General features: G+C 66.7%; 10 protein-coding genes. 5 read left to right on the top strand and 5 right to left on the bottom strand.

From position 1 onward, the window contains the following. Nucleotides 1–1,006 (top strand): chloride channel protein (locus ACOJTD_RS20470; protein ID WP_420134700.1); only part of this gene is annotated, 1,006 nt, incomplete at its 5' end. Between the two features lie 57 nt (nt 1,007–1,063). On the opposite strand, the gene ACOJTD_RS20465 is transcribed toward ACOJTD_RS20470, so the two are convergent. Next, nucleotides 1,064–2,107 carry a glycosyltransferase gene (locus ACOJTD_RS20465; protein WP_420134699.1) on the bottom strand — a complete coding sequence of 348 codons (1,044 nt, stop codon included), beginning with the start codon at nt 2,105–2,107 and terminating at the stop codon, nt 1,064–1,066. A gap of 259 nt (nt 2,108–2,366) precedes the next feature. Here ACOJTD_RS20465 and ACOJTD_RS20460 point away from each other — a divergent pair, with 259 nt between their 5' ends. The 3 genes from ACOJTD_RS20460 (at nt 2,367) to ACOJTD_RS20450 (ending at nt 5,704) form a co-directional block, all read left to right on the top strand. Then, nucleotides 2,367–3,686, top strand: a complete 1,320-nt coding sequence (locus tag ACOJTD_RS20460; RefSeq protein ID WP_420134698.1) for a glycosyltransferase family 4 protein — start codon at nt 2,367–2,369, stop codon at nt 3,684–3,686. 7 nt (nt 3,687–3,693) lie between these two features. Next, on the top strand, nt 3,694–4,986 hold the full coding sequence (locus ACOJTD_RS20455; RefSeq protein WP_420134697.1) for an O-antigen ligase family protein: 1,293 nt from the start codon (nt 3,694–3,696) through the stop codon (nt 4,984–4,986). A gap of 67 nt (nt 4,987–5,053) precedes the next feature. After that, nucleotides 5,054–5,704, top strand: a complete 651-nt coding sequence (locus tag ACOJTD_RS20450) for a DUF2147 domain-containing protein (RefSeq protein ID WP_420134696.1) — start codon at nt 5,054–5,056, stop codon at nt 5,702–5,704. Nucleotides 5,705–5,907: 203 nt separating this feature from the next. On the opposite strand, the gene ACOJTD_RS20445 is transcribed toward ACOJTD_RS20450, so the two are convergent. The 3 genes from ACOJTD_RS20445 to ACOJTD_RS20435 form a co-directional block, all read right to left on the bottom strand. Then, nucleotides 5,908–7,911, bottom strand: coding sequence for a TonB-dependent receptor (locus ACOJTD_RS20445; RefSeq protein ID WP_420134695.1), 2,004 nt, complete (start codon nt 7,909–7,911; stop codon nt 5,908–5,910). A gap of 548 nt (nt 7,912–8,459) precedes the next feature. Then, complete coding sequence (locus tag ACOJTD_RS20440; protein WP_420134694.1) at nt 8,460–10,463, bottom strand: hypothetical protein; 2,004 nt, start codon at nt 10,461–10,463, stop codon at nt 8,460–8,462. Nucleotides 10,464–10,549: 86 nt separating this feature from the next. Continuing rightward, nucleotides 10,550–11,623: a UPF0104 family protein gene (locus ACOJTD_RS20435; protein WP_420134693.1), complete on the bottom strand. Its 1,074-nt coding sequence runs from the start codon at nt 11,621–11,623 to the stop codon at nt 10,550–10,552. Between the two features lie 399 nt (nt 11,624–12,022). On the opposite strand from ACOJTD_RS20435, the gene ACOJTD_RS20430 reads away from it, so the two are divergent. After that, the gene (locus tag ACOJTD_RS20430) at nt 12,023–12,529 is read left to right on the top strand and encodes a ferritin-like domain-containing protein (protein WP_420134692.1); all 507 of its coding nucleotides are present in this window, start codon (nt 12,023–12,025) and stop codon (nt 12,527–12,529) included. 155 nt (nt 12,530–12,684) lie between these two features. Here the strand turns inward: ACOJTD_RS20430 and ACOJTD_RS20425 are convergent, their stop codons facing one another. Beyond that, the gene (locus ACOJTD_RS20425; protein ID WP_420134691.1) at nt 12,685–12,996 is read right to left on the bottom strand and encodes a DUF190 domain-containing protein; all 312 of its coding nucleotides are present in this window, start codon (nt 12,994–12,996) and stop codon (nt 12,685–12,687) included. Between the last annotated feature and the right edge of the window lie 10 nt (nt 12,997–13,006).

Genomic DNA, 13,006 nt, shown 5'->3' with positions numbered 1-13,006 from the left:
GCAGGCGATCGCGGCGCGGCACCTGACCGATCAGGGCGCGCGCGGCCGGCTGGTGTCGCTGCGCGCGGCCGCCGGCAAATTCGTGCTGACGCTGTTCGGGCTGCTGATCGGCGCCTCGGTCGGCCGCGAGGGACCGACCGTGCAGATCGGCGCCTCGATCATGTTCGCGCTTGGCCGACTGTCGCCGCGGCGGCAACCGGCGCTGATCCTGGCCGGCGCTTCGGCGGGTGTGGCGGCGGCGTTCAACACGCCGCTCGCCGGCATCATTTTCGGCATCGAGGAAATGAGCCGCTCGTTCGAGACGAGGGCCAGCACGTTGATCATCGCCGCGGTGGTGGCGGCGGGCCTGACTTCGATCGCGCTGCTCGGCAACTACACGTATTTCGGCACCAGCGCGATGGGGCTGCGCGGCGGGCTCGACTGGCTGGCGATCCCCGCCTGCGGCATCGTCGGCGGGCTGGCCGGTGGACTGTTCAACCGCGCGGTGGTGACCGCCGGCACGGTGGTGGCATTCAATCGCCGGCCGTTGCTGCTCGCGCTCGGCTGCGGCTTTGCGGTGGCGATCTGCGGTCTGGTGTCCAACGACACGATCTACGGCACCGGCTACAGCCAGGTGAAGGCGGCGCTGGAAAGCGGCACGCCGCTGCCGGACGATTTCGGCGTGCTGAAGCTGCTGGCGACGACGCTGTCGTCGATCAGCGGACTGCCGGGCGGCATCTTCTCGCCGTCGCTTGCGGTCGGCGCCGGGCTCGGCAGCAACATCGCGGCGCTGTTCACCGGCACGCCGGTGGCGGCGATCATGCTGCTCGGCATGGTGTCGTACTTCTCCGGCGTGGTGCAGGCGCCGATCACCGCCTTCGTCATCGTGATCGAAATGACCGACAACCACGCCATGGTGATCCCGGTGATGGCCGCCTCGCTGCTCGCCTACGCGACCTCGCGGCTGATCGCGGAGGAAGGCATCTATCACGCGCTGGCCAAGCGTTTCGTCTCGCCGAACGCGTAGTCGGAAGTTCGCTTGCCGGATGCGGCGAAGCGAAATGCGGAATCGTATCTGGCTTAGCTACGACTTCCGCAGCATCAGTTTCGCGGCCTTGAGCGGCCCCAGGCTCAGCAGCACACCGAGCAGGCGGGCGCGCGGCATGGCGTCGAGATCGCCGCGCTCCCTCAGCAGGTTGAGCGCCGCGGCCTGGGCGAATTTGCGCTCGCCCGCCGTCAGCGTTGATCGCTGCGAAGTAATCGCCTCGAGATCGATCGCGGATGCTGGCGCGGCGCGGGCGCGTGCCGGATCGGCGAGCTCGAGCATGCGGAACAGCCGCGAGCTGTCGCGTTCGAATGCGCCGGGATCGGCGTCTTGCCAGTCGGGCGGCGCCGTCAGCGCCGCTGACGGGTCGGGGCGGCCGGCACGGCGTGCGGCGCTGGCGAGCTTGGCGAGCCGGGCGGAGTAGATCTGGCGCAGCTCGCGCGTCCGCGTGACGCTGCCGCCGTGCTCGCGGTAGCGGATCAGCAGCTCGGGCAGGATCGCGATCTCGCCGATATCGGCGAGGCGCAGCCAGAAATCATAGTCCTCGCCGGCCTCGAAGGCGGCGCGGTAGCCGCCGACGCGGCGCGCGGCCTCGGCACGGAACATCACGGTCGGATGGATGAACGGGCTTTTCCTCGCCAGCGTGTCGCGCAACCGCTCCGGGCTTGGCCGCATCTGCTTGCCGCGCGGCGCACCGTGTTCGTCGATGATCTCCGCCCAGCCGCCGAGCAGCACGACGTCGGGATGTGCGTGAAGATAATCGCGCTGCCGGGCCATCCGCGCGGGCAGGGCGATGTCGTCGGCGTCGAGCCGGGCGATCAGCGGCGCACGTGCTTCGGCGAGGCCCCGATTGAGCGCTGCGACCAGCCCATCGCGCTGCTGGCGCAGCACGATCAGCCGGGGATCGGCCGCCCGGCATTGCTTGAGGATCTGGGGAGTCGCATCGGTCGAGCCGTCGTCGATCACCAGCAGTTCCAGCGCGGTCAGCGTCTGCGTCAGCACGCTGTCGACCGCCTCGCGCAGCCAGCGCTGGCCGTCGCGGACCGGCAGGATCACCGAAACCTCTGGTGTGACCGGCAGCACTGTCGTCCTCGCTCGAATCGTGCACGTCGCCGGCAGGGCCGGCCGGTGCCGCGACATAGATCACCGCCGGCCGGCGCATGGCAAGCGCAGCCGTCCCGAGCTTTTTCCGGTGCAGCGAATTCGCCGCGACCGGCCTGACCCGCCATTGACGCTGCGAAGCCGGACCCGTTACATCGCCGCATCGATTTGGCGATCGCGCGGGCCACCGCGTGGATGGTTTCACCGGCCGCGACGGCCGACGTCAGCGACGGACAGCTCTTTGGCGCAGCTTCCCGATCCGAACAGCCCGCCGCAGCCCTGGCTGTGGATGGACGTATCGACCAGCTATCGCGCCCGATCCGGCCAGATGAACGGCACGCTGCGGGTCGAACACAGCATCGCCACCGCGCTGTCCGAGGCGATCGCACCCGAATTGCGCTTCTGCCGTTACGATCCGCTCCGCCGCGACTACGTGCCGGTCGCCTATGCGCCCGATCTGGGGGCAAAGCCGGTCGCGGCCGCGCCGAAGCAGCAGCGCGCGAGCCTGCTGTCGTCGATCAAGCCGCTGGGCAAAAAGCTGGAGCGCACGATTCGCACCTCGGTACGTGGTGCCGCCGCTCCAGTGTTACGGAAGATGTCCGGCGGCGAAGGATTGCCGCCGGTCGGGGGCGCGGGTGAGGTGCTGCTGCTCGCAGGTGAGAACTGGTCCCGGGTGGACTATGCGACCGTCGCCCGGATGCGTCGCGAACGCGGCACGAAGGTCGCCGCGGTGTGTCAGGACTTCATCCCGGTGGTCGCGCCGCAGTTCTTTGCCGACGGCGAGTTCGTCACCCAGTTCGAAGCCTATGCGCAGTTCCTGATCCGGGAATGCGATCTGGTCGTGTCGATTTCCGACTCGACCAGCGCCGACGTGCGGGCCTATGCGCAGCGCCATGGCGGCGTGCGCGGCGCGCTGGAAGTGGTGCATCTCGGCGCCGATCTGGTGGCCCCGAAGGCCGCGACGCGGCCGCAGGCGTTGACCGACGCGCAGGCGAAACGCTTCGTGATCAGCGTCTCGACCATCCAGTCGCGCAAGAATTTCGACCTGCTGTATCACCTGTGGCGCCGCCTGACGGAGCAGGGCACGCCGGACCTGCCGACGCTGGTGATGGTCGGGCAGCCCGGCTTCGGCAGTTCGGATCTGCTGTGGCAGATCGCGCACGATCCGGTCACCGCGTCTTCGATCCTGCATCTGCCGCGGGTCGGCGACGAGGAACTGGCCTGGCTGTATCAGCATTGCGCCTTCACGCTGTACCCGTCCTTCTATGAAGGTTGGGGCCTGCCGGTGTCCGAGAGTCTGGCTTTTGGCAAATACTGTCTCGCATCGAACACGTCGTCTCTGCCGGAGGCCGGTGCCGGGCTGGCGGGGCATCTCGATCCGCTGGATTTCGCCGCCTGGCGCGACGCGGTGCTTGACCTGATCCGCTCGCCTGCGCACCTTGCCGATCACGAGGCTGCGATCCGGGCCAACTATCGTCCTGTGACCTGGGCTCAGTCCGCGCGCCGGATGGCCGAGGTGCTGCGCAATCTGTCGGCCGGGCCGGCCTCTGCCGGGAATTAGGAGTCCAATGGTTTCTGCAGTCGCCGGGCCGTCACGAAGCAAGCAGAGGCTGGAGCGTACCCGCGACTGGCTGGTGCGGACCCGGGCCGCCGAGAAGCTGTTCATCCTGGTGCTCGGCCTCGTCTATGCGTTGCACAGCATCTGGTCGGCGCGCACCTTGTTGTGGTTCGTCCTGGTCCCGGTGATGGTGATCGTGGCGGTGCCGTATCGTTCGCTGCTCCCGATCGTGAAGTCACCGGTGTTCATCGCCTCGGCGCTGTTCCTGCTGCTGGTCCTCGCTACTTCCGCGCTCGGCGGCGAGACGCCCGCGAAAATCCTGACGCTCAATCTGCGTTACGCGGTCGCGGTGCTGGCCTTCGTGACGATCACTGCGTATCTGGTCCGCGACGATGGCGACTTCCTGCGGATGCTGTTTCTGGTGATCGGGCCGGTCGCGGCGCTGATCGCGATCCGTGACGTGGCGTCGTTCACCGGCCTGTCGTTCAAGACGCTGATGACGGTCAGGTTGGAAGGCGTCAAAGGCCTCACCGTGTATTACAACTCCAACGTCATCGGCATGATGTTCGCCATGCCCTGCGTCGGAGCCGCTGCGGTGATGGCGTCGCGGTCCCTGAAGCTGTGGCAGTACGTCATGCTCGCCGCCTCGGTGCTGGTGCTGCTCGGTGCGATCCTGCTGACCGGCAGCCGCGGCTCCCTGATCGCGGCGGCTGTCGGTATCGGCGTCGCCATCATGCTGTCCGAGCATCGCCGCCTCAAGCTGGCGCTGATCGCGGTGGCGGTCGTGTTGGTGTGCGTCGTCATGATCGCGCCATTCCAGAGCGAATTGCTGCAGCGGCGCGACAGTCTGCGGCTCGCGCTATGGCCGATCTATCTCGAGATGGCAGCTGAGAAGCCGTGGCTCGGCTACGGTCTGGCGTTCGATACCCAGCGCACACTTTCCAGCGGCAACGTGGTGATGAATGCCCACAACATCGTGCTGTGTGCGCTGGTCCGCGGTGGCATCTTCACCGCGCTGGCGCTGATCGGGATCGTGCTGGCGGCGCTGGCGAGCGGCTTTCGGGCGTGGCGCAGTTCCGGTGAGGTCGTGGCGCTGGCGCTGCTGGCGGCCTGCCTGACCGCCTCGAGCGTCGATTACGAAATTGTTCCGACCGATCTTGCCTATCTTTACATTCTGTTTTGGCTGCCGGTCGGCGTCTGTCTCGGCGCGGGCCTGTCGGCGCATCGTATCCTTCCCGGCCGACGCATTCGCCCGGAGACGGTCTCCGCCTCGTCACAAAATCGCCAGCCGTCGGGGGATTAGTTCGCCCGCCGGATCGACTTACCGCTCCGCCACATTCTCGTCTCATCGCGATGTTTCAGGTGTTACCATGAATACACATCGACCGATCCGTTTCCTTGCGCTCGCGGCTGCCGCCGTCCTCTCTTATGTGATGGCAGCTACGTCACCCGCCGCCGCGGCGGAACCCACCGCCGCAGGCCTCTGGCAACGTACCGACAACGGCAAGCCCGGCGGCAAACCGGTGGTCTGGGTACTGATGCTCGACCGCGGCAACAACATGTACGAAGGCGTCGTCGCCAAGAGCTTCCAGCAGGCCGGTCAGCCGAATTTGACGGTCTGCGAGGAGTGCGAAGACGACCGCAAGAACCAGCCGATCCTCGGCATCTCGCTGATCCGCGACATGAAGCGGAAGGGCCGCATCTACGAGAACGGCAACATCCTCGATCCACGCAACGGCGACGTCTGGAAGGCGATGCTGACGGTCAGCCCGGACGGCCAGACCCTGACGCTGCGCGGCTATCTGATGACCCCGGCGCTCGGCAAGGACGAAGACTGGTTCCGCCTGCCCGACACCGCGATCTCCCAGCTCGATCCGGAGATCGTCGCCAAGTTCATGCCCGAGCAGGCCGCTGCCCTGACCACCAAGCCCGGCGCGCCCGCCACCGCCGGCAAGGCGAAAGCCCCCGCAGCGGCCCCGGCTCCCGCCCACAAGGGCGGCATGATGGCTCCGGCGAAGTAAGCGAGGCGAACAGAGCCGGCCGCGCTTGACAGGCGAGGCCGGACTTCGGTGAGCGAGATTCAGTTCTGCCATGTTCACGTAATGCCCGGCCTTGTGCCGGGCATCGTCGTTTTGGGCGGCGCCGGGCCGGAAGTGTGATGGCCACGGACGAGTCCGGCCGCCGCGAAGGCGCGCCGGGCTCGCCTCGATGCGAACAGCGCACTTCAGAAATCCACCGTCATCGACAGCCACAGCGTTCGCGGCATGCCGACGATCAGGTAGCCGGACGGATTGGCGGTCCAGTAGTGTTTGTCGGCGATGTTGGTCAGGCTGGCGCGGAACGTGGTCGGCCGGCCGCCCAGCTTGGTGAAATAGCGCGCGCCGATATCGAACGTCGTCCAGCTCGGCACGTCCTGCAGATTGTCGGCGCTGACATAGGCCTTGCTGGTGTACACGGCGCGCGCCGTTGCGGTGAGGCCGGGCACGAACGGCATGTCCCATTCCACGCCGAGATTGCCCTGCAGGTCGGGCGCCGCGATCGCTCGGTGTCCGTCGTTGAGATGTCCCGCCGTCCGGGTGAGTCTGGCATCCAGCCATGTGACGCCGCCCAGAATGCGGACGCCGGTCGCGACCTCGCCGAAGGTCATCAGCTCGATTCCGCGGTTCCGCTGCTCGCCGTCGAGACTGTAGATCTTGCTGACCGGATCGAGCACGCCGCTCGGCTGGCTGATCTGGAACGCCGCCAGGCTGGCGCCGAACCGTCCGAAATCGAGCTTGGTGCCGACCTCGTATTGCTTGCTCTTGAACGGCGCGAAGACCTGATTGGGATTTGCCGCTCCGGACGGCGCGGTGGGCCCCGCCGACAGGCCTTCGATGTAGCTGGCATACAGCGACAGGTATTGCAGCGGCCGAACCACCAGAGCCAGCGACGGTGATGTCGCGCTCTGATCGTAAGCCGCCGTGGTGATGCCGGTGATCGGAGCGTAGCTGTTCGAGATCACCTGTTGCTGACGGGCCCCGACGGTCAGTTGGACGGCGCCGTTCAGGACCGACAGTATGTCGGCCACTCCGACGCTCCGCAGCTCGAGCGTGCTACCCTTGCTTTCCGGAAAAGATGACACGGGCTGGCCAGGTCCGGTCAGCAGTGTCGGCGCGTAGATGTTGGTGCGATAGTTTCCGTAGAGCGTTTGCCCGAGCCAATTGGTCTGCGTCAGTGCGGAGGCGCTGACGACCACTTCATGGTCGATCGGCCCGGTGCTGAGACGCGACCGCACGCCGGCTTCGCCGGAGACGGCGTCGGACTTGCCGGTCTGAAACGTCGAGGTCGACTGCGCATCGCCGGCCGAATTGAGAATCGTCGGCCCCGGCGACTCGCGCTTGTCGAAACCGAACAGGTTTCCGCCGACCGCGCCGAATAGTGTGACATCGGGCGTCAAATCGTATTCGGCCCGCGTCAGGCCGGTGACGCTCCGCGAACGCGAGTAGTCGAAGGGCTGGGACAGATTGATTCTGGGATTGGGGGCCGACGGCACGGCGATCCCCGGCACGGGGCCGTATCCGCGCGTGCCGGCCTTGAGCCAGTCATCCTGATAGATCAGATCCGCCGACCACCTGAATCGCTCGCTGCGATAGTCGACGCCGAGCGAGCCGGTCCCGTCACGGATCGACTGCCCGTCGATCGCCGGCCAGCCGCCTTCGAACGCGCCGTTGGCGCGCACGCCCCACTGCTTCTGATCGCCATAGCGGCGCGAGACGTCGATGGTGTTGGTAAAGCGGGCATCGGACATGTAACCGGCGGTGTAGCGGGTGAGCGGATCGTCGTCGGCGCGCTTGGTCACGACGTTGACGGTGCCGCCGATCGAGCCGCGCGGCGACATCCCGTACAGGAAGGAAGCGGGGCCCTTGAGCAGTTCGATACGCGCGATCGGCGCGGGGTTGATGCGATAGTTCGGCACGAGGCCGTACAGCCCGTTCAGCGCGAAGTCACTGTTATCGACCCGGAAGCCGCGAATGGTCAGGGCATCGTAGCGGTTGCCGGCGCCGATGGCTGCGCGCACCGACGGGTCGCTGTTGGTCAGCACTTCGGCCACGCTGGTGGCCTGCTGATCACGAATGGTCTGGTCGGTGTAGCTGGTCAGACTGAACGGGGTGGCCATGTAGTCTTTGTTGCCGAGCAGGCCGAGACCGGCACCGCGCGCAACCTGACCACCCGCGTAGCTGGCCGGCATGGTGGAGCGCCGCGCGCCGAGCGACGGTACTGCAGCTGCGGCGACATCGTTGCGCGTCGCTCGCCCGCGTGGTGCGGCCGGTAGCGACGTCGTGGCCGGCTTCCTCTGCGCCCGGGCAGCAGCGCGTCGCCGTGCCGGGGCGTCGACGACAACAGATGGAAGCGACTGACTCTGTGAGGACGACGGGGCGGCGGACGTGACGGCCGGGTGCGTCGTTGCGGTGCTACTCGGGCTTGCTTGCTGTTGAGCTTGCGCAACAGACGCCGTCAGCAGGATCGAGACGCAAGCGAGCGGGAGTGCCGCCGCGCGTGGCGGATTCAGGTTGTTCAACGTGCCGTCCCCAAAAGGTGCTTTCTTGGTGCGCATCTCGACGGCATCGATCGGCGGGGATCGACTCCATCGGTTGCGCGCACGCTAAGCAGGGCGGCGAGCAGCTGCTAATAGAGCGGCTCTATTTGAGACGCCTTCTTGGATTGAACGTCAGGGTTGGAAAGTGCGGTGTCGAAACGGCATCCGGGAAAGCGGCGGACGTCGGCGCGTTCGAGTTGTTAGCGCTGGTCGCGTGCAGGCGCTCCCGGCGGCGGCAGGGGCTGGCTGGTGACTTCCGGCCCGGGCTGCAGCGACAGCACGGATTCGGCCGCCGGCAGCGCGGCGTCGGCCATCGCGGCGTGGCCTTCGGCGGACGGATGGATGGCGCCGCCGTACACTGCCGACACCACGCCCCAGGTCGCGTCGTGGATATCGGCAGGCTGGATCGCGGCGGGCAGGCCCTGCGGGAAGGTCATCGCGGCAAAGTAGCTGTCGTTGGCGTCGCGGATCCAGCGGGCGCGCGGCAGATAGGCCCGGTAGTTGCTCGCGCCGGCGCCGCAGGCCATCGGCGAGTTCGCCGCAGCGACGATGTCGGCGGTGAAGCTGTCGCCGCGCGGCGAGAAGCAGGCGCGGTCGAATTCCGGATCGGTTTCGGCGCGGGCGCAGAAGCCGTGATTGGCGAATGTGCGCTGATGCGCGTCGACGAAGGTCATGGCGTCGGCGGACGGATCGCGGCACAGCACGCCGCCGGTGCATTGCGCCAGATCCTTCAGCCGCGGCAGGAATTCGTTGTCGACGAAGGAGGCGACCGCGGCAAGGCGATTGGGATCGGCGCTGAACGAGGGATGCACATCGAATCCGCCGGGGCCGCCGGGGCAGGGCACGCCGCGGTTCGCCAGCGCCGGATTGGCGTAGGTCACGTAGACGACGCGCGACATGTCGTCGACCAGCCCCTTGAAGGCTTCGCGCATCTTGGCGAAATTCTGCGGCAGTTGCCGGGTCAGCGTGTTGCGGGATTCCTCGATGGAGCCGATCACGCCGGAGCGGCGGAAGATGCCGCGCTCGGTCGGGCTGTCGACGATGACGTCGGCAACGAGGCCCGAGAAGTTGATGTCGTTGGCGCCGACCGACAGCAGCACGAGGTCGAGCCCACGCTGCGGCTGGCGCTTCTTCGCCGCGGCGACGGCCTCGCGCAGTTCGCCGATCTGGCTGTTGACGCTGCTGGGGCAGGTCGTGCCGGATTTCGTCTTGTAGCATTCGCGGGGCCGCTGCGAGCCGAACAGCCCTTCCTGGATGGTAGCCCCGGTGCAGGCGAGCGGCAGATAGGTCACGGCGATATGCGGATGGCGAACGGCCAGCGCCAGCGCGGTGCGGGTCTGGTAGCTGTACAGCGAGCGGTGACAGGCGGCGTTGAACCAGGTCGCCGAATAGCGCTGCCAGTTGGCCAGCGTGTCCGGCGCCTCGCAGGCACGGCCGCCTTTGAACCCGGCGCGGCTGGGCCGGTAGAACTGCCCGACGCCGCCGCCGACGTTGCTGATGCCCAGATAGGAGCGATAGCAGAAGCCTTCGTCCGACAGCGCGATCGGCCGGTCGGGATTGCCTTCGCCCGCGCCGATCGAATCGCCGAGGCCGGCGATGAAGAAGTCGCGCACCGCGATCTCGGTCGAGACGCGCAGCGGCGCGTCGGCGCCGCTGCTGACGTCGACCGTGGCCACCGTGGGCTTGCCGTAGCGGGCACGGAAATTGATCGGCTCGGCGCAGTCCTGCGTGGCGGGACGCGGGCCATCGCCATCGTCGAACACCCAGGCGCAGATCGCCCCCACCGGGATCGCGCCGGCGAGCCGGACCGTCACCGGGTGCTCGGTCGGGGTCAGGTAGCTTTCCTTGACGCCGTCGCGGGTGCAGGGCTCGTTGACCCGGCCGGTCAGGTCGATGCACAGCCGGTTGACGACGTTGCGGGCCCAGCCACGACCCTCGCTTTGCAGCCCCAGCGCCTGTTCAGACGCCAGCACGGTCAGTCCGTTCAGTGCGTCAGCCTGCTCGCGGAAATCCCGCTCCTCGCGAAACAGCCGGAAGCGGTTGCGGACTTCCCAGACGATCTGCATCGAGCCGTCGGTCACCGGCACGGCGGCCGCCGGGGGAGCAGCCGGCGGCGCCAGCTGCGTGTGGGCCGAAGCCGGCAGCAGCGACGACAGGAGGCAAGCCAGAAACGCGACCAGCGCCAGCGGACGGAATGGGGACATCGTGGTGATCATGAGGCGAATGACGCTTCCGATAAGGCGGAAATATGAGCGCTGTGCCTCGCCGCGAAAAGCCGTCTGCGCCTCGGTCAGAGCTTTTGCGAACGCTGCGCCACTTGACGGACCGGGGCTGCGGTCGCGGCGGTGATCGGGTGGCCATTGCCATGGGCGGCGCGCTTTTCCTGCCAGGGTTTGACGACGCTGAGCCACAGCTCGCGGATGCCCATGATCGAGATCGCGATGCCGAACGGCAGCAGGAAGTACAGCACACGGTAGATCAGCAGCGTGGCGATGACATCCTCGCGGGCGAACATCGGCAGCGCGACCAGCATGGCAGCGTCGAACACGCCGAGCGAGCCGGGGGCGTGGCTGGCAAAGCCCAGCAGGGTGGCAAGGATAAACACCACGGCCAGCGATACGTAGTCGATATAGGGCGTGGCGGGCATCAGCAGGTACATCGCCAGCGCGCAGAAGCCGAGATCGACCACGCCGATCATCACCTGCACCAGCGTCAGGCGGGCGGACGGCAGCACCACCTTCCAGCCGTTCTGGCCCAGCTCGCGGCGCTTCTTGCCGGTCGCCAGCCAGACGAAATAGGCCGCGATGCCGGCAAGGCAGGCGACGCCGATCAGCTGATTGATCCGGTCGGGGAGCAGATCCATCGCACTCGCGGCGGCCGGATGCCAGATCATGCCGATGCCGAGCACGAACAGATTGCCGAGCCAGAAGGTGAGGCCTGAGATGAAGCAGATCTTGGCCACGTCGATCGCCGACAGGCCGTAATCCGAATAGATCCGGAACCGGATGGCGCCGCCGGTGAACACGGTGGCGCCGAGGTTGTGGCCGATCACGTAGGAGCAGAACGCCGACATTGCCGCGATGCGATACGGCACGTGCAGCTTGCCGATCGTACGCAGCGCAAAGAAATCGTAGAACGTCAGGGTGCAGAACGCGCCGACCACGCACAGCGCCGCGAGACCGATCTGGCCCGGCGCGACGTTGGTCAGGGCGGTCACGAGCTTATTATGATCCAAACCCTTGAGGTTGTGGATGAGCGAGTAGATCGCAAAGCCGATGATCAGGATGCTGGCGACGATGCCGACCCGCTTCCAGCCGACATAAGTTTTGAAGCCACGCCCCAGCGCGCTCAGCAGTCGATGCATTCGTCCTCCCGGCGGGGCGGCAACGCGACGGGCGCCGCTCGCAGCACGGCCTGGCACTTGGCACCCGACAAACTCATCCGCGAAAATCCTTAGGGCATAATCGCCCTGGCACGCAATCCGGCCGACACCTTGCGAAAGCCCATCCATGGAGCGGCGGGCGCGACTGGCCCTTGACGTGGCGCAAAGGAGCTGGTCCGCCGCGGCATGGCGGCCCTCGGCATCGGACAGCTCTCACCTGCCGCCCTGATATAGGACGCCGTGCGCTGCCGCGCCATCGCCTTCCGGCCTGCCGCGCCCTCCGGCGGAACGGGTGCTTGCGTGGCTGGTTAATCCCGCGTCCGGAACGAGCAGCAAGCGCGCCCCTCGGGTCGCCTTGTTCCAACCCAGAGAGGCCATGCAATGGGACTTTTCACTAAAGACATCAAGACCATGGACGATCTGTTCGTGCATCAGCTGCAGGACATTTATTACGCCGAGAAACAACTCGTGAAGGCGCTTCCGAAGATGGCCGACAAGGCCACCGACCCGATGCTCAAGCAGGGCTTCATGACCCATTTGGAGGAGACCCGGGGGCACGTGAAGCGGCTGGAGCAGGTTTTCGAAATGCACGGCGCCAAAGCCAAGGCGGTCGACTGCCCGGCGATCGACGGCATCATCGAGGAAGCCGAGGAGACTGCGGGCGAGGTCGAAGACAAGACCGTGCTGGACGCGGCGCTGATCAACGCCGCGCAGGCCGCTGAGCACTACGAGATCGTCCGTTACGGCAGCCTCGTGGCATGGGCCAAGCGCCTCGGCCGCAACGAGTGCGCTGCGGTTCTGCAGAAAACGCTCGATGAGGAAAAAGCCACCGACAAGAAGCTGACGACTCTCGCCGAAGGCTCGATCAATATCCGTGCCGCGGGCTAAGCAGGCGAATTGCTAACAGGATGAGGCTAAACGCCGCGCAGGTGACTGCGCGGCGTTTTTTCGCGCCTGCATCGAAGGGCAGGTTTGTATCAGCGAAGTAATACGACAGCCCGATGACAACTGATCGTTGTGCCGGTTGATGTAGTAGCGGCCCGCTAGAAGCGCTCGGGACGAACGACGGCGATATCCGAGACGGTGACGAAACCGATCTGATGTGACACCAGCGTGAAGACGCTGTCCATCACTGCGTCGAGCTTCGTCGCATCCACGATGGTGATCAGCATCACCATTTGAGATGCGGTCCCGATCTGACCTTCGGCCGTCCAATCGCCGTCGCGGCCATGGCCGGCGAGGATCGGGACCACCGACCAGCCGGTCACGCCGGTTTCGTCCAGCTTCGCGGTGAGTCGTCGCAGCAGCGGGGCTTCGACCACGATCTCGATGCGCTTCTTGGGAAAGGTCTGCATGGCGGAGTCT

This window comes from Rhodopseudomonas sp. (assembly GCF_048594845.1).
GTDB lineage: Bacteria > Pseudomonadota > Alphaproteobacteria > Rhizobiales > Xanthobacteraceae > Rhodopseudomonas.
Note: the sequence above shows the minus strand (reverse complement) of the source record. Positions and strands in the feature narration are given on the sequence as shown.